Origin of the sequence: Myroides marinus (assembly GCF_900109075.1) — a bacterium.
GTDB classification, from domain to species: domain Bacteria; phylum Bacteroidota; class Bacteroidia; order Flavobacteriales; family Flavobacteriaceae; genus Flavobacterium; species Flavobacterium marinum_A.
In genome coordinates this window covers 42,713-65,790 of record NZ_FNYS01000010.1, presented here as the reverse complement: position 1 = coordinate 65,790, position 23,078 = coordinate 42,713, and the positions used below count along the sequence as shown (strand labels likewise).

The 23,078-nt window shown below is 34.1% G+C and carries 19 protein-coding genes and 2 tRNA genes; 14 read left to right on the top strand and 7 right to left on the bottom strand.

What is annotated here, in order from left to right; all coding sequences use genetic code 11:
- Window positions 1–51: 51 nt before the first annotated feature.
- Both BMX53_RS11390 and truA read right to left on the bottom strand, forming a co-directional pair.
- Entirely contained in the window at window positions 52–1,800 is a 1,749-nt protein-coding gene (locus BMX53_RS11390) for an ABC transporter ATP-binding protein (RefSeq protein WP_074746420.1), read from the bottom strand.
- Entirely contained in the window at window positions 1,797–2,534 is a 738-nt protein-coding gene (gene truA, locus BMX53_RS11385; RefSeq protein ID WP_038985833.1) for a tRNA pseudouridine(38-40) synthase TruA, read from the bottom strand. The genes BMX53_RS11390 and truA overlap by 4 nt, the downstream gene beginning before the upstream one ends.
- Window positions 2,535–3,310: 776 nt before the next feature.
- Here truA and BMX53_RS11380 point away from each other — a divergent pair.
- Together BMX53_RS11380 and BMX53_RS11375 are read left to right on the top strand one after the other, a co-directional pair.
- Window positions 3,311–4,579, top strand: a complete 1,269-nt coding sequence (locus BMX53_RS11380; RefSeq protein ID WP_074746419.1) for a M64 family metallopeptidase — start codon at window positions 3,311–3,313, stop codon at window positions 4,577–4,579.
- Window positions 4,580–4,632: 53 nt separating this feature from the next.
- Entirely contained in the window at window positions 4,633–5,145 is a 513-nt protein-coding gene (locus BMX53_RS11375; RefSeq protein ID WP_074746417.1) for a metallophosphoesterase family protein, read from the top strand.
- Between the two features lie 41 nt (window positions 5,146–5,186).
- Here BMX53_RS11375 and BMX53_RS11370 read toward each other — a convergent pair whose 3' ends face one another.
- Entirely contained in the window at window positions 5,187–5,603 is a 417-nt protein-coding gene (locus tag BMX53_RS11370) for a DUF4293 domain-containing protein (protein WP_038985835.1), read from the bottom strand.
- Window positions 5,604–5,792: 189 nt separating this feature from the next.
- Between BMX53_RS11370 and rho the strand changes: the two genes are divergently transcribed.
- From rho to secA, 9 genes are all read left to right on the top strand, one after another.
- Entirely contained in the window at window positions 5,793–7,712 is a 1,920-nt protein-coding gene (gene rho, locus BMX53_RS11365; protein ID WP_074746415.1) for a transcription termination factor Rho, read from the top strand.
- A gap of 262 nt (window positions 7,713–7,974) precedes the next feature.
- The gene (locus BMX53_RS11360) at window positions 7,975–8,304 is read left to right on the top strand and encodes a hypothetical protein (protein ID WP_038985837.1); all 330 of its coding nucleotides are present in this window, start codon (window positions 7,975–7,977) and stop codon (window positions 8,302–8,304) included.
- A gap of 208 nt (window positions 8,305–8,512) precedes the next feature.
- A tRNA-Arg gene (locus BMX53_RS11355) sits at window positions 8,513–8,586 on the top strand.
- Window positions 8,587–8,632: 46 nt separating this feature from the next.
- A tRNA-Arg gene (locus BMX53_RS11350) sits at window positions 8,633–8,706 on the top strand.
- A gap of 77 nt (window positions 8,707–8,783) precedes the next feature.
- On the top strand, window positions 8,784–9,293 hold the full coding sequence (locus tag BMX53_RS11345; protein WP_038985838.1) for a hypothetical protein: 510 nt from the start codon (window positions 8,784–8,786) through the stop codon (window positions 9,291–9,293).
- Between the two features lie 153 nt (window positions 9,294–9,446).
- Entirely contained in the window at window positions 9,447–10,136 is a 690-nt protein-coding gene (locus BMX53_RS11340; protein ID WP_038985839.1) for an ABC transporter ATP-binding protein, read from the top strand.
- A 66-nt stretch (window positions 10,137–10,202) separates the two neighbouring features.
- The gene (locus tag BMX53_RS11335) at window positions 10,203–10,778 is read left to right on the top strand and encodes a cob(I)yrinic acid a,c-diamide adenosyltransferase (RefSeq protein WP_063176616.1); all 576 of its coding nucleotides are present in this window, start codon (window positions 10,203–10,205) and stop codon (window positions 10,776–10,778) included.
- A gap of 133 nt (window positions 10,779–10,911) precedes the next feature.
- On the top strand, window positions 10,912–11,133 hold the full coding sequence (locus tag BMX53_RS11330; RefSeq protein ID WP_002986941.1) for a DUF2795 domain-containing protein: 222 nt from the start codon (window positions 10,912–10,914) through the stop codon (window positions 11,131–11,133).
- 87 nt (window positions 11,134–11,220) lie between these two features.
- Window positions 11,221–14,322, top strand: coding sequence for a preprotein translocase subunit SecA (secA, locus tag BMX53_RS11325; RefSeq protein WP_074746413.1), 3,102 nt, complete (start codon window positions 11,221–11,223; stop codon window positions 14,320–14,322).
- Window positions 14,323–14,675: 353 nt separating this feature from the next.
- Here secA and BMX53_RS11320 read toward each other — a convergent pair whose 3' ends face one another.
- The 4 genes from BMX53_RS11320 to BMX53_RS11305 all read right to left on the bottom strand — a co-directional run bounded on the left by BMX53_RS11320 (window position 14,676) and on the right by BMX53_RS11305 (window position 18,089).
- Window positions 14,676–15,749, bottom strand: a complete 1,074-nt coding sequence (locus tag BMX53_RS11320; RefSeq protein WP_116355032.1) for a peptidylprolyl isomerase — start codon at window positions 15,747–15,749, stop codon at window positions 14,676–14,678.
- Between the two features lie 5 nt (window positions 15,750–15,754).
- Window positions 15,755–16,306 carry a gliding motility-associated peptidyl-prolyl isomerase GldI gene (gldI, locus tag BMX53_RS11315; RefSeq protein WP_038985974.1) on the bottom strand — a complete coding sequence of 184 codons (552 nt, stop codon included), beginning with the start codon at window positions 16,304–16,306 and terminating at the stop codon, window positions 15,755–15,757.
- Window positions 16,299–17,321, bottom strand: coding sequence for a DHH family phosphoesterase (locus BMX53_RS11310; protein ID WP_074746411.1), 1,023 nt, complete (start codon window positions 17,319–17,321; stop codon window positions 16,299–16,301). The genes gldI and BMX53_RS11310 overlap by 8 nt, the downstream gene beginning before the upstream one ends.
- Before the next feature lie 84 nt (window positions 17,322–17,405).
- Complete coding sequence (locus BMX53_RS11305; protein WP_038985976.1) at window positions 17,406–18,089, bottom strand: Crp/Fnr family transcriptional regulator; 684 nt, start codon at window positions 18,087–18,089, stop codon at window positions 17,406–17,408.
- Window positions 18,090–18,206: 117 nt separating this feature from the next.
- On the opposite strand from BMX53_RS11305, the gene BMX53_RS11300 reads away from it, so the two are divergent.
- From BMX53_RS11300 to ccoN, 3 genes are all read left to right on the top strand, one after another.
- Window positions 18,207–20,597, top strand: a complete 2,391-nt coding sequence (locus tag BMX53_RS11300; protein WP_074746409.1) for a heavy metal translocating P-type ATPase — start codon at window positions 18,207–18,209, stop codon at window positions 20,595–20,597.
- Between the two features lie 77 nt (window positions 20,598–20,674).
- Window positions 20,675–20,881 carry a cbb3-type cytochrome oxidase assembly protein CcoS gene (gene ccoS, locus BMX53_RS11295; RefSeq protein ID WP_038985978.1) on the top strand — a complete coding sequence of 69 codons (207 nt, stop codon included), beginning with the start codon at window positions 20,675–20,677 and terminating at the stop codon, window positions 20,879–20,881.
- Between the two features lie 6 nt (window positions 20,882–20,887).
- A complete protein-coding gene (ccoN, locus tag BMX53_RS11290) occupies window positions 20,888–23,068 on the top strand; it encodes a cytochrome-c oxidase, cbb3-type subunit I (protein ID WP_038985979.1) in 2,181 nt (726 codons plus the stop codon).
- Window positions 23,069–23,078: the final 10 nt, after the last annotated feature.

Here is a 23,078-nt window from a genome sequence, read left to right as displayed (position 1 = left end):
GTATACAAAAAAAGCGATAAACATCTGTCTATCGCTTTCTGCATTTATATATTATAATTCTTTGTTGAATTGTGATTCATATAGATTCTTATAGTATCCATCAGCGATTTCTAGAAGATCTTTATGCGTACCTTTTTCTACTATTTTTCCCTTGTCCATCACGATGATTTGATCTGCATTTACGATGGTCGCTAGGCGGTGAGCGATGATTATCGATGTCCTATCTTTAGTTAGATAATCAGTTGCTTTTTGTAGTAATTCCTCAGAATGCGTATCTATCGAAGAAGTTGCCTCATCTAATATTAAGATACTAGGATTACTCACATAAGCACGTAAGAATGCGATTAATTGGCGTTGCCCAGATGATAGCATTACTCCTCGCTCTTTTACGTTGTAATCATAACCACCAGGTAGCTGCATAATGAAGTCGTGAATACCAATCTTCTTAGCAGCCTCAATTACAGTTTCTCTAGAGATACTCTCATCGTTTAGCGTGATATTATTATAGATTGTATCGCTAAATAAGAATACATCTTGAAGTACCACAGCCACTTGTTTGCGTAGCGTAGCTAGCTTAAATTCATTGATATCTACACCATCAATACAGATAGAACCACTATTGATGTCATAGAATCTATTCAATAGATTAATGATAGTCGATTTACCCGCACCGGAACTCCCCACTATAGCAATAGTAGTACCTGGTTCGATATCTAGATTAATACCTTTTAATATTTCAATTCCTTTGATATAACTAAAGTGTACATCTTTAAGCTCTATCTTTCCTTTAAACTGTGGAGCTACGATAGTCCCATTATCATCTATCTGTTCTTCTGTCTCTAATACATCGAATACACGCTCAGCAGCGATTATTCCCATTTGCATCACGTTAAACTTATCCGCGATTTGTCTCAATGGGTTAAACAGCATTGTGATTAACATCGTATAGGCGAATAAATCTCCAAAAGAAGTCAGGTTATCTCCCTGTACAATAGACATTCCGCCATACCAAATCACAAAACCAAGCGTCAGAGAAGACACTATATCTGCGATAGGGAAGAAGATAGAGTTGTATAATATATTCTTTAACCAAGCCACATTGTGCTTATGGTTAATCTCTTTAAATTTTTCGTATTCTATTTCTTCTCTACCGAATAGTTGTACAATCTTCATTCCTGTCAATCTCTCCTGTACGAATGTATTCAGGTTAGAAATCTGCGTACGTACTTCTTGGAATGCTGTTTTCATGTGCTGTTGGAATACGCGAGTAGCGTATAACAGTATTGGCATAGCGACTAGTACGATGCAGCTCAACTTCCAGTTCATATAGAACATAATACACAGTACTACGAACATCTTTAGCAAGTCACTCACGATCATAAATAATCCTTGACTGAATATACTAGCGATAGACTCGATATCTGATACAGCACGTGTCACTAGTTTTCCCACAGGCTCGTTATCGAAGTATCGCATTCTGAAACTAATGATTTTATCAAATAGTTTTTCACGCATATCCTTGACGATATCTTGTCCTAGCCAACTAGCCCAATAAGTAAAGAAGAATTGAGAAAGTACTTCTAATAAAAGTACGATTCCCATTAATCCGATATACAGTAATAACCCCGTTTTGTTTTGAGGTTGTACATATTCATCTACAGTTATCTTTAGCATATACGGGCGAATAGCAGCGAATATGGAAAGAGATATAGCGAATGCAACTACCCAATTAAAACGTCTTTTATAGGGTTTAGCATAGTCTAATATTTTTTGTAGTGATAGTGATTTTAGTCGTTTCATAAGTAAGGGTAACTAACTTGAGTTAAATAAAGACCTTTTCCAGGTACAGAGAATCCCGCTTGTCCTCTGTCTTTACTTTCTATTATTTGTCTGAAGTCATCTAGTGTTATTTTTTCTAGACCTACGTTTACTAAAGTACCAACAATTGCTCTAACCATATTTCGCAAGAATCTGTTAGCAGATACCGTAAATACGAGTTTATTACCAGGTAATACATCCCACTGAGCCTTATAGATAGTACAGTTAAATGTAAATACATCTGTATGTGTCTTAGAGAAACATTCGAAGTCTTCGTATTCAAACAGGATTTGAGCTGCCTGATTCATAAGTTCGATGTTCAGAGGTCTAAAGTGGTAGTAGCTACCCGCATTACAGAATGCGTCTTTAAACTGGTGTATGTGGTACTCATAAGTACGAGCAGTAGCGTCAAAACGTGCGTGAGCATCATCAGCTACTGTATGTATATCATAAACAACAATGTCTTCAGGTAAAAAAGAATTCATTCGCTGTACTAGAGAATTCTTATCAAAAGGCTGATCATAATCAAAATGGGCATACATCTGCTTAGCATGTACTCCAGCATCTGTTCTACCTGCACCTACTAATTCTATAGGGGTACGCAGTAGTGTACTGATAGCCTTAGTCAGTACCTCCTGTACTGTTATGGCATCAGGCTGTAGTTGCCATCCGTGATAATCTGTTCCGTTATAAGCGAATTCTAAAAAGTATCTCAATGTTTATTCTTTTTGTAAAAAGCAAATATACTTCAAAATCACGACTAGGTAGTTTATGTTATTATAAAATTAGGATGTCTATCAATGTATTTATATAACCCAATCAATGATAGTAAGCTAGCGAGCTCATCTTAATAAACCTTTTTGAAGTTATATACTAGTAGTTGGTAATCGAGATATGAGTACTTCTATATTGTACTACACCCTGATGAGATATAGCGCTGTTGTTGAGTTTTGAGCTAATTATTATTAGACGAAAAGTAATAATAATTCAAAAGGCCTTGTAGATGCGCTTTGTTGGAGAATAAGAGAAGTATAAAAGGACAATTGTTCGACAAAAGTTGTTTCTAGTCAACTAAACTCGAGGTATTCTCCATGAATTGTCCAAGGAAGTGGCTAGAGTACCCGTTTTTATTGACATTAGTAGGCTATTAGATTTTGGGATCAAATTAATTATTTCTATTATGTTGTTGATATATAGTGATTTGTGGTTTTTTAGGCTAAAAAATGGAACACTGTTTTTTTTTGTATTTTGAGTCAAAATAGATGTAAACAAGTTTTTTTTGAAAAAAAGTGTAATATAAAATACTTTTTTAAGCACCTTGAACTGCTTTTTAGGCTTAAAAATAAAAAAGTATATCTGTTTTTTTTGAAAAGGAAGTAGGAGTTTGAACCTGTGCAAGCGTTAAAAGAAATGAATAGTTTAGAATTATGTTTATTTTTACCACTTTGTGAGTAATCGCAATGACTAACCAATTAACCTAACTATATAAATAATGAAAAAATTACTAGTAATGCTAGGCTTGTGTGTAAGCTCTTTAGTACAAGCACAAGATTTTAATCAATATTTTGAAGACAAAACGTTGCGTCTTGATTATATTTTCGGAGGAAATAACGATAGACAATTTATTTTACTAGATGAGTTAGCTTCTTTGCCTACTTGGGCTGGGCGTACTCATAACCTAGGAGAGAATGCACTTAAAGGCAATGGACAAGTAAGAGTATTCGATGAGAAGACTAATACCTTAATTTATACGAATAGCTTTAGTACGCTATTCCAGGAATGGTTATCTACTGATGAAGCTAAGGATCACACTAAGAGTTTTGAGAATGTGTTTTTAGTACCATTTCCTAAAGATAAAGTGAAAGTAGAGTTAGTGTTATTTGACGCTGATGGTAAGGAGAAGGATAAGTTAACCCATAAAGTAGATCCTAAAGATATACTAATCCACACTAAGGGAGTTAAAGATGTCACTAAACACGAGTATGTGCACAAGGCTAAAGATGCGTCTAAGGCTATCAATGTAGCATTCGTAGCAGAAGGGTTTACAGATGCAGAGATGGGAAAATTTATGGATGCAGTGAAGGTGTCTATAGAACAAATATTAGCCCATAAACCTTTTGATAAATTTGCTGATAATTTCAATTTTATCGCAGTACAGAGTACTTCTAAAGATACAGGTGTTAGCGTGCCTCGTCAAGGAGATTGGAAAAAAACAGCAGTAGAGTCTAACTTTGATACTTTTTATTCTGAGCGTTATTTGACTACGAATAGAATTAAAAAACTTCATGATGTATTAGCAGGTATTCCTTATGAGCACATCATTATATTAGCGAATACAGATGTGTACGGAGGAGGGGGTATTTATAATTCATATACTTTGACTACTACTGGACATAAAGACTTTAAACCGGTAGTAGTACATGAGTTTGGACATAGCTTCGCAGGTTTGGCAGATGAGTATTTTTATCCTAATGATGTTTTGAGTGATTTAATTTCGAATCAGACAGAACCTTGGGAGCAGAATATTACAACTTTAGTTGATTTTGATAGCAAGTGGAAAAAAATGTTGAAAAAAGGGACTCCTGTACCAACACCTTTAAATGAAGCAAAAAAATATCCATTAGGAGCATATGAGGGACTAGAGGGACGTAAGATATATAAAGGTACTCTAGACTGTAGAATGAAAACAAATCAATATCCAGAGTTTTGTCCAGTTTGTCAGAATGCGATTGAAGAGTTAATTTTGTTTTATACAAAATAGAAGAATAGAAGCCTCTCTTTTGGGAGGCTTTGTTTTTTATAAAAAGTGATCAAGTGAAAAAAATATTGTTATTGTCAGATACACATGGATGTATAGACGAGTCTATTCTTAAGTATGTACGGCAGGCAGATGAGGTATGGCATGCTGGTGATATAGGAGATCTTACAGTTACAGATACTATAAAAGCGATCAAGCCACTTAGAGGGGTGTATGGTAATATAGATGGTACGGAGGCTAGACTAGAATTTCCTGAAGAATTAATCTTTGACTGCGAAGGGATGAAGGTATATATGATCCATATCGGTGGATATCCTGGTAAGTATAGGACTGTGGTTAAGGATAGAATTAGTAGAGAGAAACCTAATATCTATATATGTGGACACTCACATATACTAAAGGTGCAGTATGATCAGATGATGGGAACACTACATCTAAATCCTGGAGCTGCTGGTATTAGTGGTTTTCACCAGGTGAGAACGATGCTTCGTTTCACGATAGATAATGGGAATATCAAAGATATGGAGGTTATAGAATGGCCTAAAAACAAAAAAGCCGAACTCATATAGGTTCGGCTTTTTTAACGCACTAATAAACTAAGATGTTAGGTTTATCGTAAACGATCCACAGATTTTACGAGATCTTCATCCTTCTTAATGGCTCTGTTTGCTAAGACAAGCAACAGGATAGAAATAATAGGGAGGAACATCCCAATACCTTTCTCAGAAATAGCTTCCGCAGTTTCTCCAGATACTGTTAGTGTACGAAACACAAATAATCCTAATAGTATAACGTTTAATATCATATTAAGTCTGTTCATTACGAACTGACGTTGTCTATTCTTATAAGCTAGTAAACTCACAATACTTAAAGCAGCTGATGCTCCGAATAAGATAGCAACGATAGGAGAGTTACCTACCATTACTTTTTCATTTAGTCCGTTTGTCCAAAGTGGGATAAATAAAGATAGAGCCCCCATCAGTACAAAAACTAACAATAAGTATATGCTTTGAATTCTTTGTATCATAATTAATAAAAAGTATGAAGCACAAAAATAGTGTTTCTTTTTTATAAAAACCTATTGTTTATAAAATTTTATTCGTAATATTGCATCAGTACTGTCGTAAGTTCTTCATAATACGGCAATTCTATTTTAAATTTCCATTCTTATTTAAAATTACACAACTCAATATTTTTATAATCTATAAACATTTATATGTTTGAAATTTCCGAACTAAAAAAAATGAAGGTTTCTGACCTTCAGGAGATTGCTAAGAAAGCAAAAATTGCTAAGGTGGCTTCTTTGAAAAAGGACGAACTTATAGGGCAGATATTAGAACATCAAAAATCGACTAATGCAGAAGGAAAAAAGGCGCCTGTAAAAGCTAAAGCTGTAGAGAAAGCTCCAGTAGAGGAAAAGAAAGCTCCGACAGTGGCTAAGAAAGCTGCTGTAGAACCTGCTAAGAATGATGTAAAAACAGAAAGAACAGCACAAGAGAAAACAGCTGCTTTAGTAGAGAAATCTAAAAGACCTAGAGTTAATAAAGCTGGGGAAGAAGAAGGTAAGGTAGAGAGCAAAGTAGAACAAGTTTCTCGCATTTTATCAGAAAAGCCTCAACCTAAAGCGGTAGAACAAAATAAAGAAACTGGACAGAATCAAGCACAGAAGAAAGAAAATGTAGGTGAGCAGACTGAGTCTAGAACAAATAATAATAACGAGAACCGAAGAGATTTCAAAAAGAAACAACAAGGTGATAATAATAATCGTCGCGATGGTCAAAAGCGCGATTTTAAATCTCGTCAACAACAATCTCAACAAAAGAATACAAATGCTTCGACTGAAACTAGTATACCTGTACTAGAAAGTGATGTAACTAAAGAAGAAGCTCCTATAGCTGATAATACTAATGCCACACCTAATGAAGGGGAAGCTAGAAAGAATAATAATCAGCAAAATAACAATCAACAGAACAAGAATAATAACAACAAAAAAAATAACTTCAGAGAACCTGATTATGAATTTGATGGTATTATAGAGAGTGAAGGGGTATTAGAGATGATGCCTGATGGATATGGATTCTTGCGTTCTGCGGATTATAACTATTTATCTTCTCCTGATGATATTTATTTATCTCAATCACAGATTAGATTATTTGGTCTTAAAACTGGAGATACTGTAAAAGGTGTGGTGCGTCCTCCTAAAGAAGGAGAGAAGTTCTTCCCTTTAGTGAAAGTATTAAAGATCAATGGACATGATCCACAAGCGGTGAGAGATAGAGTGTCTTTCGAGCACTTAACTCCGCTATTCCCTAATGAGAAGTTTAACTTAGACGCTAAGAGTAGTACTATCTCTACGCGTTTAATGGATATGTTCGCTCCTATCGGTAAAGGTCAACGTGGTATGATCGTAGCACAACCTAAGACTGGTAAGACGATGTTATTAAAAGATGTGGCTAATGCTATTGCTGCTAATCATCCTGAGGCTTACTTAATCGTATTACTTATCGATGAGCGTCCAGAGGAGGTTACAGATATGCAACGAAGTGTAAATGCTGAGGTTATCGCATCTACATTCGATGAGCCAGCAGAAAGACACGTAAAAGTGGCTAATATCGTTTTAGAGAAAGCGAAGAGATTAGTAGAGTGTGGTCATGATGTAGTGATCTTATTAGACTCTATTACTCGTCTAGCTAGAGCATATAATACGGTACAGCCAGCTTCTGGTAAGGTGTTAAGTGGAGGGGTAGATGCTAATGCTCTACAAAAACCAAAGCGCTTCTTCGGAGCTGCACGTAATATAGAGAATGGAGGTTCATTAAGTATTATCGCTACTGCGTTAGTAGATACTGGATCTAAGATGGATGAGGTAATCTTCGAAGAGTTTAAAGGAACGGGTAATATGGAGTTACAGTTAGATCGTAAATTGGCTAATAAACGTATCTTCCCTGCTATCGATATTACTTCTTCTAGTACTCGTAGAGATGATTTACTATTAAATGAGTGGGAACTTAAACGCGCATTAATGGTAAGACAGTATATAGATGATATGAACTCTGTAGAGGCAATGACATCTATAATCGGAAATGTGAAAAATACTGCAAATAACGATGAGGTATTAAAAACATTAAGCAAGTAAAATAACCTGTATGTATATTGAGAAAGAGGACATTCATTATGTATGAATGTTCTCTTTTTTTTTGATGACACTCTGTATGGCTTGATTAAGTATTAGTTATAGGGTGTATCTAGTAGTTTTTAACGAATTGGCTGTAGTAGTAAAATATAAAAAAGTAGTGTAAGAGTTTTGCAAATAAAACAAAAGTTGTTTCTTTGAGTACTCTTTATGAATGGGTAAAGGGTAAGAATAGAGATTGTTAGAAGTTAAAAAATAATGGGGTATGTATGAAGTAACGATTTTTATTGTAGTTGCTTTTGTTGTTTTTATGATAGCAAGAAAGTTTTTTAGCATCAAGAGTTTTGATACTAAGGAGGAATATTTGCAATATAAAAGGGAGAAAGAAAAGGCATTGCAAGAAGAAGAGGAGGAGTGGGATGATGATTTTATAGATAAGCAGAGTTTTAATTTTCTTTTTGCAGGAGCAGTAGCTACTATACTTTTTCTAGTTTTTGGTCTCTTTACTGGTAATTCGTTCTATTTTATTTTGATGATTTTTATAATTACAGCTGTTTTATACTTGTATTTCTTTCCACCTACAGGGAAATTTTAGAAGTAAAGACTCTGTGATATACTAATGAATTCAATGGATACGAATAAAAGCGAAAAAAAGGAATGTTAAAATTTAAAAATCTTTACTGTTTAAATATTTAGTAATAAGTGTTTTAAAAAACAGGTAAAAAAAAATAATTATATTTTTCCTTTCTAGAGTTTGTATTTACGGAATAACGTCCTATATTTGCACTCGCAATAACGCAATAGGCCACGTGGCGCAACTGAATAGCGCATCTGATTACGGCTCAGAAGGTTGCAGGTTTGAATCCTGCCGTGGTCACTAAACTTTAAGAAATTAAAGTTTTGACAAAATAAATAAGGTACAAGGCCGAGTGGCGCAACTGAATAGCGCATCTGATTACGGCTCAGAAGGTTACAGGTTTGAATCCTGTCTCGGTCACAAAAAAGCTTCTCATTTGAGAAGCTTTTTTTATTTATACCTATTTTTGTTAGAAACTTCTTATTTATAATTCAGCAATGACAAAGAAAGAGAGCTATTTTAAGTTTTGGTGGAGATCGAGTAATGAGCATGGGGTGCATTCTCCATTTATCTTTAATTTATTGATGAAAGGGCTCTATCCTAAAGATAGTAGATGGAAAGGAATGTCTGTTAAGAATGCCTTTGTTTCTCGTATCGAGGCTTACTACGCTCCAAAAACTGTGGGTGTATATGGTGATTATACTTCTTCTCTGTCTAATACAATTGATTTTAAGACAATATCTGGTCAATGTGATATGATTGGTGTTGGAAAAGGAGAAAGTCTGCCAGATTTGACTAAAGTGTATGCTGCTATGCATAATGATAGTATTCTAGTTATAGATAGGAGAGTGGAGGTAGCTTCTGTGGAAGCTTATTGGCAAGAGATTGTCAATGATGATCGCTTTACAGCTACTATTGACTTTTATTATTTCGGAGTCGCTTTTGTGAGAACAGAGCAGTTAAAACAACATTTTGTACTTAGAATGTCTTCTATGTTATTTCATTAATCTGTTAGAGTGGTTTATTTCTGATATTTTTACTTACCTTAGAAAAGTCTTTGACTTAAAACAAGATTGTATAGGAGGCCAACTAATTTAAGTATTGGCAATTGTGGAAAATTGGTTTAGGTCAATGTGTATTTTTTAATAAACTGTCTAGTTATGGCTGAGAATATTATAGAAGTTAGAGAAATAAAACGCGATTTTAAATTGGGATCTGAGACAGTACACGTGCTGAAAGGAGTTAATTTAGAAATAGAAAAAGGAGACTATGTGGCACTGATGGGGCCATCTGGTAGTGGTAAGTCTACTCTAATGAATATTCTAGGCTGCTTAGATACACCTACTTCGGGTGCTTATTTCTTAGATGGAAAGGATGTGAGTGCATTAAAGGACGATCAATTGGCAGAAATTAGAAATAAGAGTATCGGATTTGTATTTCAAACCTTTAATTTACTTCCTCGTACTACTGCTTTAGACAATGTAGCATTGCCTATGGTTTATGCTGGAAATTCTAAATCAGAAAGAGATGAACGTGCTAAAGAAGTACTAGACCAAGTGGGGTTAAGTGATCGTATGGATCACCACCCTAATCAGCTCTCTGGTGGACAACGCCAGCGTGTTGCTGTAGCTAGAGCATTAGTGAATAGACCTGCTATTATTTTAGCAGATGAACCTACGGGTAACTTAGATACTAAAACTTCGATTGAGATTATGCATTTGTTTGATGAAATACATGCTAATGGAAATACTGTTATTCTAGTAACTCACGAAGAAGATATTGCAGAACATGCTCATCGTATCATTAGGTTGAGAGATGGTGTGATCGAAAGCGATATAAGAATTAAATAGCCCAACTGTTTTTGCTTGGTATTTTGTTGTATTTTGTGGTCTTGTTATAACTAATGACTACACTTTATGAAAGTATATACTAAAACAGGAGATAAGGGAACTACCGCATTATTTGGAGGAACACGTGTTCCTAAACATCATATTAGAATAGAAAGTTATGGAACTGTAGATGAATTAAACTCTTATATTGGTTTAATTCGCGATCAGGAGATGAATCAGTTGTATAAGAATGTACTGATAGAGATTCAAGATAGATTATTTACAGTTGGGGCTATATTAGCAACCGATCCAGAGAAGGCTATTTTAAAGAATGGGAAAGAGAGATTGAACATTCCGAAGATTAGCGTAGCTGATATTGAGCTGCTAGAAAATGAAATAGATAGAATGGAAGAGTCTCTGCCTCAGATGACACACTTCGTTTTACCTGGAGGGCATACTACTGTGTCATATTGTCATATAGCGAGATGTGTATGTCGTAGAGCAGAGCGTCTGTCAGTAAGCTTAAATGAAACAGAAGCAGTAGATGAGTCAGTTTTGAAGTATTTAAACCGACTTTCTGACTACTTATTTGTGTTGGCACGAAAGTTGACTTTTGATTTGAACGCTGAAGAAGTGAAGTGGATTCCAAGAAAAGACGAGTAAAAAATGTTATTTTTCTTAAAATCTATAGATTTTGGAGAGCTACGTTCTTGAAAACAGCTGAAATAAATAAAAAAAAGCTTGATAATTTCATAATAAAAATTATTTTTGCATTAAAAATTTAAAACGATTAGAGATGTATTGGACATTAGAATTAGCATCTTATCTAAGTGATGCTCCATGGCCTGCGACGAAGGATGAACTTATTGATTATGCAATTAGAACAGGTGCTCCTCTAGAGGTAGTAGAAAACCTACAGTCTATCGAAGACGAAGGGGAGATCTATGAATCAATGGAAGAGATTTGGCCAGACTATCCTACTGACGAAGATTACCTTTGGAACGAGGATGAGTATTAAGATATAAATAAAAAAGCCTCTAAACAGGCTTTTTTTTTATTTAGCTTTACGATTTGACAGTAATAAAAAAATAAACCACATAAATTTATGAGTATCATAAACAGTATATTAAAGGTTTTTGTCGGAGATAAATCAGAGAGAGATATCAAAGCAATTAAGCCTTTAATTGAGAAAATAAAAACATATGAAGGTGCTTTAGGTAGCCTTTCAAATGATGAATTAAGAGCAAAGACAATCTTCTTTAAAGAAAAAATACAACAATCAAGAGCAGATCAAGATGCTAAGATTGCTTCGTACAAAGAAGAGATTGAAAAAACTCAAGATATCGATAAAAGAGAGTCTATCTATGCTAGCATTGACAGCTTAGAGAAAGAGGCTTATACTAATTCAGAGAAATGCTTAATGGATATTTTACCAGAGGCATTCGCTGTAGTAAAAGAGACTGCTCGTCGATTTAAAGAGAACGAAACTGTTGTAGTTACGGCTACAGAACAAGATAGAATCTTCGCTGAGTCTAAACCTTACGTTACTATCGTAGGTGATCAAGCTCATTGGGCTAATACATGGTCAGCTGCAGGTAAACAGGTTACTTGGGATATGATTCACTATGATGTACAGTTAATCGGTGGTATCGTGTTGCACCAAGGTAAAATTGCTGAGATGCACACAGGGGAAGGTAAAACGTTAGTAGCAACTTCACCATTGTACTTAAACGCATTGACAGGTAATGGAGTTCACTTAGTAACAGTGAATGACTACTTAGCAAAACGTGATAGTCAATGGAAAGCTCCATTGTTTGAGTTCCACGGTATGACTGTTGATTGTATCGATAATCACCAACCTAACTCTGCAGGAAGAAGAGCTGCATATGCAGCAGATATTACGTATGGTACAAATAACGAATTTGGTTTTGACTACTTACGTGATAATATGGCTCACAGCCCAGAAGAATTAGTACAAAGAAAACACAACTTCGCAATCGTGGATGAGGTGGATTCAGTATTGATCGATGATGCTAGAACGCCATTGATTATTTCTGGTCCTGTACCTCAAGGAGATCGTCATGAGTTTAATGAATTAAAACCTGAAGTAGCTGGATTAGTAGAAATGCAAAGAAAGCTAGCGAATGGTTTCTTAGCTGATGCTAAAAAATTAATTCGTGAAGGAAATACTAAAGAAGGTGGATTCTTATTGTTTAGAGCATACAGAAGTTTACCTAAGAATAAAGCTTTAATTAAGTTCTTAAGTGAAGAAGGAGTAAAACAATTACTTCAAAAAACTGAGAACTACTATATGCAAGACAACAATAGAGAAATGCATAAAGTAGATGAGGCTTTATACTTCGTAATCGAAGAGAAAAATAATCAAGTACAATTAACTGACTTAGGTATTCAATATCTATCAAAAGATACAGACCAAAACTTCTTCGTACTTCCAGATATCGGTGTAGAGATTGCTAAGATTGAAGCACAAAACTTATCTAAAGATGAAGAGGCTGAGGCAAAAGAATTATTGTTCCAAGACTTCGGAGTTAAGAGTGAGCGTATTCATACATTAAGTCAGTTATTAAAAGCTTATACTTTGTTTGAAAAAGATACAGAGTATGTAGTTATGGATAACAAGATTATGATCGTGGATGAGCAAACAGGACGTATCATGGATGGTCGTCGTTACTCTGACGGATTACACCAAGCTATCGAGGCAAAAGAAAATGTAAAAATTGAAGCAGCTACTCAAACGTTTGCTACAATTACATTACAGAACTACTTCCGTATGTATAATAAACTAGGAGGTATGACTGGTACTGCTATTACAGAGGCTGGTGAGTTCTTACAAATTTATAAATTAGACGTAGTAGAGATTCCTACGAATAGAGGAATAGCTCGTCATGATAGAGAAGATAAGATTTATCGTTCAGTTCGTGAGAAATTTAAAGCGGTAATCGAAGATGTAGTAGAATTGTCAAATGCTGGTCGTCCAGTATTGATTGGTACTACTTCAGTTGAGATTTCTGAATTACTGAGTAGATCTTTAAAAATGCGTGGTATTAGACACAATGTGTTGAATGCTAAGTTACACAAACAAGAGGCACAAATCGTAGAAGAGGCAGGTCAATCAGGTATTGTAACTATCGCTACGAATATGGCTGGTCGTGGTACGGATATTAAATTATCACAAGAGGTTAAAGACTTAGGTGGTTTAGCTATTATCGGTACAGAGCGCCATGATTCACGTCGTGTTGACCGTCAGTTAAGAGGTCGTGCAGGACGTCAAGGAGATCCAGGAAGTTCACAGTTCTATGTGTCTTTAGAGGATAACTTAATGCGTTTATTTGGATCTGATCGTGTAGCTAAGTTGATGGATAGAATGGGATTAGAAGATGGAGAAGTTATCCAACACTCTATGATGACTAAATCTATCGAAAGAGCTCAGAAGAAAGTTGAAGAGAACAACTATGGTATTCGTAAACGTTTATTAGAGTATGATGACGTTATGAATGCTCAACGTGAGGTAATCTATAAACGTAGAAAACACGCGTTATTTGGAGAGCGTCTTAAAGTGGATATCGCAAATATGATGTTTGATTTATGTGAGCGTATCATCGAGACTAATAAGTTAGCTAGTGACTATAAAAACTTTGAGTTTGATATCATCCGTAACTTCGGTACTAATAATGTGGTAAGCGAGGAAGAGTTTGCAAAAGGTGATATAGTGACTTTAGCAAATAAACAATACGAAATCGTATTTAATGCTTATACAGAGAAATGTGCGCGTAGTGCAGCTGAAGCATTTAAGGTGATTAAAAATGTTTATGAGAATAACGGTGGTCAGTTTGAGCGTATCGTAGTTCCTTTTACAGATGGTGTTAAAACAATCAATATTGTTACTAACTTAGAAGAAGCTTACGCTAGTCAAGGGATGTCATTAATTAATGATTTTGAGAAAAACATTACATTGACAATCTTAGATGAAGCTTGGAAGAAACACTTGAGAAAAATGGATGAGTTAAAACAATCTGTACAGTTAGCTGTACACGAACAAAAAGACCCTCTATTGATCTATAAGTTTGAAGCTTTCGAATTGTTCAAAAAGACTATTTTTGAGATTGACTCTGAAGTAATGACGTTCTTAACAAGAGCAGATTTGCCTCAACAAGAGCAACCAGCTGAAGAAGTAGCTGAAGCATAAGAATATAAAAATTCATATAATTAAAAAAAGATGTGTTTTAAGCACGTCTTTTTTTGTTTTATATATATTGAGTTGTAAAACATTTTATAGTTGCTTAAAAGCTAATATTATTGCTTTTTAATGTTTGTTTTCTCTGCAGGATATCTATTGGTGGTTTTATTGGTATTGGTTATTATATCATACAGTGTATCACAGTGATATTTAATCTTGGTTTAAATGTTATTGTTTTAAAGTGATTTTTTAGAATAGAGAAAACGATTGACTTAAGCAAGGTTGTTGATTTTGGAATACAACAAAAAAAGGGTTGAAACGAAGCGTTTCAACCCTTTTTTTGTTGTTATATATTATTATAACTATTTCATTTCTAATTCGAATACTAGATCTGTGTTAGGTGGAATTACTCCTCCTGCACCACGCTCTCCATATGCTAAATGAGCAGGGATAAAGATAATCGCTTTATCTCCTATTTTCATTTGTTCAATTCCTTCAATAAACCCTGGTATTAGGCCAGTTTTAGTTCCATATTTGAAAGGAATTGGAATATATTGTTCAGCATCAGCTCTTCTTTGGTCAAATGTTCCAAATGTTTTTGATAATTCTTCATTGCTTGAATCAAACATTAATCCATTCTCAAAGAAACCTGCGTAGTCAATCATTACTTCTTGACCCACGTTTGGTTTTTTACCTTGTGCATCATTCGTGATAACATAAGATAATCCAGAATGTGTTTTAGTAGCTTTAGCTTTTAATTCAGCGAATTTATCAGCGTATTCTTTTTGTGCTTTTTCTACCTTCTCTTGTAGGTCTTTTTTCGTTTTGTCTGCTTCTTCAAAGTATTGTTTGAATACTTTTACAGCGTTAAATTTCTTAGCATCTTTACCGATTCTGATGATTTTAACTGACTCCATTTTATCACCTCGTTCGATAGTATTTACAATATCTAAACCTTTAACAGTGTATCCGAAAACTGAGTGTCCTCCATCTAAGTGAGGTGTTGCTTTATGTGTGATAAAGAATTGACTTCCGTTAGTGAATGGTCCACTGTTAGCCATAGATAAAGTACCTGCTTTGTCATGTCTAAGACTTGGATCAAACTCATCTTTAAATACGTATCCAGGACCACCTGAACCTGAACCTGTAGGGTCACCACCTTGAATTACAAAGTTGTTCTCTACACGGTGGAATGTTAATCCATCGTAGTAAGGTTTGTCTTTGTATTGCTTATCTACGAATGGGTTGTTTCCTTCTGCTAATGAAACAAAGTTAGCTACAGTAACTGGAGCTTTTTGGTATTCCAATTCGATGATGATGTTACCTTTAGATGTTTTGATATCTGCGTATAATCCGTCTGGTAAATCAGATTTAGGTGAAGCACATGATGTAACTAGTGCAACAACACTTAATATTAAACTTGTCATTTTTTTCATATTATTTAGTTATTTCTATCTATTGATTTTAAATCTACAGTAATTATTATTGGTTGGTTTTTGTCTATTTTATTTTTATCTCCTAAGTAGCTATAAGCTAATGTTGATGGTGAAACAACTTTTATTGATTCATTGTTCTTCATTAGTTTAATAGTATGTCTTAATACAGGAAGAATGTCTTCTTTATCCACGATATATGATAGTACTCCTATGTCATTTTTAGAATACAGTATACTATCTTGAAGTGTACTAATCTCATAAGTGTACATAACGGTATTGCCTTCTAATGGTCTAATAGAGTCGTGTACTTTTCTTTCTTGGTACGTATACCAAAAGCCATTCTTAGAATTGATATAGGTGTGTTCTTTATCAGTTTCTATATATTTAGAAATAAGCTCTTCTTCGCTTTGTACCATTTCCATGTTTTTTAAAGCAGAACTGTGAATTACGCTTTCTTTTGATTTAGAAATAGGTTTTCTTACTTCGTTGTTATTATTACAACTAACGGCAATGATAGCCATAGCGGCTAAACTTAGAAACTGAATAAATTTATACATAGAACTCTTGTTTGTGCTTTTTGATTATATCAACAAATCTTGTTATTGTATCGTTTAGAGAAAGAGTAGACTTTCCTCCAGCAGCATTGACGTGACCTCCTCCTTCGAAATATTTACGTGCTAATAGATTGACATCCATATTACCTTGCGATCTCAAAGAAATCTTGACAATACCTTCGTCTTTACGTTCAATAAAGAAGAAGGTTAAATCAACACCTTTAATAGATAGTCCATAGTTAACGAATCCTTCTGTATCTCCTTTTTGATGTTGGAACTCATTAAGTTCTTTATCTGTTAGGAAGATATAAGAAGTGTTATATTCTGGTAAAATAACCATATTTTGTAATGCTCTACCTAGTAATTGTAGTCTATTGTAATTACTGTTGTCAAATAAAGCGTTGTGGATTTCTGGATTTTCTATTCCCTTATCAATAAGATTTGCAACAACTCTATGTGTGTTTGCATTTGTTTTTGGGAATCTGAATGAACCTGAATCAGTAACAATACCTGTGTAGATACAAGTAGCAGCTTCTTTACTAATTTTATCAGTAAGATTTGCTTTATCTAAGATAGTGTATAGCAGTTCACAAGTAGAACCAAATTCAGGGTTGGAGAACGTTAATTCAGCATAGTTACCAGGCATCTGATGATGGTCTATCATGACAAAAGGAGCTTTCATCTTTTCGAGAACCTTCTCCATGTCATCACCTGTTCTCAATAGAATATTAAAATCTAGAGTAAAGATATAGTCACTACTAGATAAGAGTTGAGTAGCATAATCTCTTTTTTTGTCAAATATTATAATGTCTTCACTAGCTGGCATCCAAGCTAAGAAGTGAGGGAAATCATTAGGAGATATTACATATGCTTCATGTCCTAGAGACTTTAGAACATGGTATAAACCTAGTGTAGAACCTATAGCATCTCCATCAGGATTTCTATGAGGTATAATACTTATTTTTTTAGGAGAACTTAAAATAGATTGAAGTTGCTCTATGTTTTTTTCATTCATCATGTTGCGAAAATACATTATTTTATAATATTAAATAATGATATCTAAGTTTAAATGACAAAAAGATGTGTTAATGAATAGATAAGATTATTGAGCAAGATTCTTTAGCTCATTTTTATCTTTTAAGATAATTTTCTTTCCTGATAATTCAATGATACCATCTTTCTTAAGTTCAGATAATAAACGGATACAACTCTCTGTAGCAGTACCTACCATATTAGCTAGATCTTCTCTAGAAAGTTGGATATTTAAAGCGTTGTTCTCAGGATTGATACCACCTACTTCTTCTAATTTAAGTAGAATTATAGCAAGTCTTTCTTTTACTGTCTTATGAGTATGATCAGCTAAACCTTTATCTGCATCTTTTAAGTGATTACAGATATCTCTAGTTACTAGTAATGAGAATTTGTTATTGTCTGTGAAGTAATCCATCATTTCCTTTTTAGGAATAAAACAGATTTGCATATCTTCAATAGCTGTAGCAGTAAGGTTTGATGTCTCTTCGTTAATGATAGAGCGTTGTCCTAGTAAATCTCCGTTTTTGGCAAGTTTAACGATAGTGTCTTTACCATTAGAGTTTAACTTAGTTAACTTACAGAAACCATCTTTTATGCAATACACACCATTAAGGTTATCTCCTTCATTGAAGAGAACTTCTCCTTTTTTTACGATAAAATGCGTCTTAGTTTCAGAAATTGTTAAAAGTTCTTCTCTTGTTAGAGCTTTTAAAGAACTAAACTCTCTAATTATACACTGTTCACATCTGCCCATAACCACGTAGATTTTGTTAAAATAACTGCACAAAGATAGTGATTTTTTATGATAAATGTCATATATTCTGCATTATTAAACGTAGACCTTTGTTAGAGGTAAAATGAGCATTTTTTTATGGATAAGAAGACGTGTTATCACTGTGGTAATGAGGTGACCACCTTTAACCGCATTGAGTTCGATAGTAGGGAGTTTTGTTGTAATGGATGTAAGACAGTTTATGAGATTTTTAGTGAGAATGATCTTGGCTGTTATTACGATATGGAAGCTACTCCTGGAGCTACTCCAGAAGAAGCAAATGGGAAATATGACTTCTTAGAAAAGAGTGATATTATTAACAAATTACTTGAATTTAATGAAGGGACTACAAGTATCGTGTCTCTCTATATTCCACATATTCATTGCAGTTCTTGTATTTGGATCTTAGAGAATTTACATAGACTTAATGAGGGCGTTATACGCGTTCTAGTAAACTTCCCTGAGAAGAAGGCTACTATTACTTATAATGATAGTAAAGTAACTTTAAAAGAGCTGGTATTGCTTCTTACACAAATAGGGTATGAGCCTTATATTAGTTTGAAAAATTATGAAGAGAAACCTCAGTCTATAGATAGAAGCCTAATCTATAAGATTGGTATTGCATTCTTTAGTTTTGGGAATGTTATGATGCTTTCTTTTCCAGAGTATTTTAATATAGATGATATCTGGATGAGAGAGTATAAGGATTTCTTTAGATGGTTGATTCTACTTATTTCTTTACCTGTATTTTTTTATTCTGCTTCACCATATCACTTAGCTGCTTGGAAAGGTATTAAGACTAAGAATTATACGATTGATATTCCGATGTCATTGGGAATTATAGTGATGTTTATAAGAAGTACTATTGATATAATCTTTGATTTAGGTCCTGGTTTCTTTGATAGTATGACAATGCTAGTGTTCTTTATGTTGTTAGGAAAATTATTTCAACAGCGCACTTATAACTTCTTGTCTTTTGAACGTGATTACAAATCATACTTTCCTATTGCAATTACTAAAATTGGAGAGGATGGAGTAGAAGAACCAATACAAGTTTATGAAGTAGTAAAAAGGGATAGACTTTTAATACGTAACCAGGAGCTAGTTCCTGTCGATTCGATATTGATTTCTAACTCAGCTTTCATTGATTATAGCTTTGTTACTGGGGAAGCAGTACCTGTTGAGAAAAAATCAGGAGATAAAGTATTCGCAGGAGGAAAGCAGGTTGGTGATGTAATAGAGGTAGAGGCAGTTAATACTGTTTCACAAAGTTATCTGACTCAACTGTGGAGTAACGATGTATTTCAGAAGAAAGTAGATATGAAGTATAAGACTATTACTGATACGATAAGTCATTACTTCACACCTGTATTACTGACAGTATCAGTTTTAGCTTTTCTAGGATGGGCTTTTGTTGATTTAAATGCGGCATTTAATGTTTTTACAGCAATTCTAATTGTAGCTTGTCCATGTGCTTTAGCCTTGACTGCTCCTTTTACATTGGGAAATGCAATACGTATATATGGTAGAAATAAGTTTTATCTAAAGAATGTAACTGTAGTAGAGCAGATGGCAAAAGTAAATACTGTTGTGTTTGATAAAACAGGGACAATTACTACTAATGCTAATTCTACTATTTCTTATGAAGGAGATGAATTAACTAAAGAACAACAAAATGATATTCGAAATATCATAAGAGCTTCTAATCACCCATTGAGTAGAAAATTATATAATTTCTTATCAACTAAAGTTGTAGTGAAACCTCAATTTTTTGAGGAAATAGCAGGGCAAGGCCTAGTAGGTGTTATTAATGATGTTAAGTATTTAATAGGATCTCCTAAGTTACTAGGTATAGATACAGAAAAAATGATTAATGAAACTTCTGTTCATATTCAGATTAATGGGATATATAAAGGAAAGTTCATTTTTGCAAATCACTATAGAGAGGGGTTAAAAGAATTATTTGATAATTTAACATATTCAGGATATAAGTTAGTAATCCTATCGGGAGATAATGATGGTGAAAAAGAAGCGTTACAGGAGCTACTGCCAGAGTCTACTACATTGGTATTTAATCAAAAACCAGAAGAAAAGTTAAGTTATGTTAACTATTTACAAGAACAAGGGGGCAATGTTATGATGGTTGGTGATGGACTTAATGATGCTGGAGCTTTAGCACAAAGCAATGTAGGAGTGTCTGTCTCTGAGAATGTTAACGTTTTTACTCCTGCAAGTGATGCAATTTTAGACGCGAGAATGTTTGAATACTTAAAGTCATTCTTAAAATATTCAAAGAAATCTGTTAAAACTATTAAATTAAGTTATATCTTAGCATTAAGCTATAATGTGATAGGTATTTCGGTTTCAATAATGAATAAAATGTCTCCACTTGTAGCTGCTATTTTAATGCCTATAAGTACTATATCTATTATAAGTTTTGTGACAATAATGAGTAATTATTATGCTAAAAAAATTATAAAGAAAGATTGATAGAAAAAATGTAAATATGATACTTATCATATTTTAAGGCGAGAGAGAATGTTAATTTTGACAAATAAATATAAGGTATGAGTGTTATTTATTTCTTAATTAGTATCAGTGTCGTTGTAGCTGGTATTTTCCTGTACTTATTTATTAAGTCTGTGAAGAGTGGGCAATTTGATGACGCATATACTCCTTCTGTTCGTATGTTATTTGACGATGAAGTCAACGTGAAACAGAAAAAAACAAACAGTGAACAAACAGAAAATAAACAAAAAGAAAATCAAATATAAACAACTATGGAAGTGCAACAATTTTATTATGACAACAAAATTGTAAAGAAATTTCTTTATGCTTCAATATTTTTTGGAGCTGTCGGAATGCTAGTAGGATTAGTTTTAGCAGTGATGTTTATATTTCCTAACTTGACAGATGGAATATCTTGGTTAAGTTTCGGGAGATTACGTCCATTGCATACAAATGCTGTGATTTTTGCGTTCGTTGGTAACGCAATTTTCGGAGGTATTTACTATTCTTTACAAAGGTTATGTAAAGCTAGAATGTTCAGTGATTTTTTAAGTAATCTTCACTTTTACGGCTGGCAATTAATTTTAATCGGTGCTGTAATTACTCTACCATTAGGGTATACAACATCAAAAGAGTATGCTGAATTAGAATGGCCTATCGATATCGCAATTGCGATTATTTGGGTAACATTTGGTATTAACATGATTATGACAATCATCAAAAGAAGAGAGCGTCATATTTATGTGGCTATTTGGTTCTATTTAGCAACATTCGTTACGGTAGCAGTGTTACACATCTTTAACTCATTAGAGTTACCTGTGAATGCATTAAAATCTTATTCTGTTTATGCAGGAGTTCAAGATGCATTGGTACAGTGGTGGTATGGACACAATGCGGTAGCGTTCTTCTTAACTACTCCTTTCCTAGGGTTAATGTATTATTATTTACCTAAAGCGGCTAATAGACCTGTTTATTCTTATAGACTATCTATTATTCACTTCTGGTCATTAATTTTCTTATACATCTGGGCAGGACCTCACCACTTATTGTATTCAGCATTACCAGAATGGGCTCAAAACTTAGGGGTTGTGTTCTCAGTAATGTTAATTGCACCATCTTGGGGAGGTATGATTAATGGTCTTTTAACTCTTCGTGGAGTTTGGGATAAAGTAAGAGTAGAGCCAGTATTGAAATTCTTCGTAGTAGGTATCACAGGATACGGTATGGCGACATTCGAAGGACCAATGTTGTCTTTGAAAAACGTAAACGCAATTGCTCACTATACTGACTGGATCGTAGCTCACGTGCACGTTGGTGCATTAGCATGGAACGGATTCATGACATTCGGTATGGTATACTGGTTAATACCAAGAATGGTTAAAACAGAATTATATTCTAAAGCTGCTGCTAACTTCCACTTCTGGATTGGTACTTTAGGTATTATTTTATATACTATTCCTTTATATGTTGCTGGTTTCTCTCAACACTTAATGTGGAAAGATTTTAACCCAGACGGAACTTTAAAATATGGTAACTTCTTAGAAACTGTTACTGCTATTTTACCTATGTATGCTATGCGTGCTATCGGTGGTACATTATATTTAGCTGGGGTATTAGTATTAATTTACAATATCTACAAAACAGTGAAAGCTGGTCAACCAGTAGAAGATGAATTAGCTGAAGCTCCTGCGTTACAAAGAATATCTGTAGGTAGATTAAAAGGTGAAGGATGGCATGCTTGGTTAGAAAGAAGACCAGTACAGTTTACTATCTTAACTACAGTTGCTATCTTAATTGGTGGTTTAGTTCAGATTGTTCCAACAATATTTGTTAAGTCAAATATTCCTACAATTACAAGTGTTAAGCCATATACTCCATTAGAGTTAGAAGGTAGAGACTTATATATTAGAGAAGGATGTGTGGGATGTCACTCACAAATGATTCGTCCTTTCCGTTCTGAAGTAGAGAGATATGGTGAATACTCTAAATCAGGTGAATATGTTTATGATCACCCATTCTTATGGGGTTCTAAGAGAACTGGACCAGATTTATTTAGAGTAGGTGGTAAATATTCAGACAACTGGCATTATAACCACATGTATGATCCACAATCTACTTCTCCAAACTCAATTATGCCTGGATATAAATGGTTATTCGCTAATAAAGCTGCTGACTATAGTGATATTGAAACAAAAATGAGTGTGATGAGAACTTTAGGTGTTCCTTATTCTGATGAGGATATCGCAAATGCTAAAGCTTCTATTAAAGCTCAATCAGAACAAATTGCTAAGAATTTAGAAGGAGATCCTGATTACGTTAAGTCTTACCAAGATGGAGAAAAACGTGCTAAGGCTAAAGGAGAAGAGTTTGTACCGATGAGTGATCGTGAGATTGTTGCTGTTATCGCTTATTTACAGCGTTTAGGTACTGATATTAAAAAGGTAGAAGAATAATATTTTAAAA

Coding starts and splice junctions, on each gene's coding strand:
- BMX53_RS11390 (WP_074746420.1), bottom strand. CDS start 1,800: ATGAAACGACTAAAATCACTATCACTACAAAAAATATTAGACTATGCT.
- BMX53_RS11380 (WP_074746419.1), top strand. CDS start 3,311: ATGAAAAAATTACTAGTAATGCTAGGCTTGTGTGTAAGCTCTTTAGTA.
- BMX53_RS11370 (WP_038985835.1), bottom strand. CDS start 5,603: ATGATACAAAGAATTCAAAGCATATACTTATTGTTAGTTTTTGTACTG.
- rho (WP_074746415.1), top strand. CDS start 5,793: ATGTTTGAAATTTCCGAACTAAAAAAAATGAAGGTTTCTGACCTTCAG.
- BMX53_RS11360 (WP_038985837.1), top strand. CDS start 7,975: ATGTATGAAGTAACGATTTTTATTGTAGTTGCTTTTGTTGTTTTTATG.
- BMX53_RS11345 (WP_038985838.1), top strand. CDS start 8,784: ATGACAAAGAAAGAGAGCTATTTTAAGTTTTGGTGGAGATCGAGTAAT.
- BMX53_RS11340 (WP_038985839.1), top strand. CDS start 9,447: ATGGCTGAGAATATTATAGAAGTTAGAGAAATAAAACGCGATTTTAAA.
- BMX53_RS11335 (WP_063176616.1), top strand. CDS start 10,203: ATGAAAGTATATACTAAAACAGGAGATAAGGGAACTACCGCATTATTT.
- BMX53_RS11330 (WP_002986941.1), top strand. CDS start 10,912: ATGTATTGGACATTAGAATTAGCATCTTATCTAAGTGATGCTCCATGG.
- secA (WP_074746413.1), top strand. CDS start 11,221: ATGAGTATCATAAACAGTATATTAAAGGTTTTTGTCGGAGATAAATCA.
- BMX53_RS11320 (WP_116355032.1), bottom strand. CDS start 15,749: ATGAAAAAAATGACAAGTTTAATATTAAGTGTTGTTGCACTAGTTACA.
- gldI (WP_038985974.1), bottom strand. CDS start 16,306: ATGTATAAATTTATTCAGTTTCTAAGTTTAGCCGCTATGGCTATCATT.
- BMX53_RS11310 (WP_074746411.1), bottom strand. CDS start 17,321: ATGATGAATGAAAAAAACATAGAGCAACTTCAATCTATTTTAAGTTCT.
- BMX53_RS11305 (WP_038985976.1), bottom strand. CDS start 18,089: ATGGGCAGATGTGAACAGTGTATAATTAGAGAGTTTAGTTCTTTAAAA.
- BMX53_RS11300 (WP_074746409.1), top strand. CDS start 18,207: ATGGATAAGAAGACGTGTTATCACTGTGGTAATGAGGTGACCACCTTT.
- ccoS (WP_038985978.1), top strand. CDS start 20,675: ATGAGTGTTATTTATTTCTTAATTAGTATCAGTGTCGTTGTAGCTGGT.
- ccoN (WP_038985979.1), top strand. CDS start 20,888: ATGGAAGTGCAACAATTTTATTATGACAACAAAATTGTAAAGAAATTT.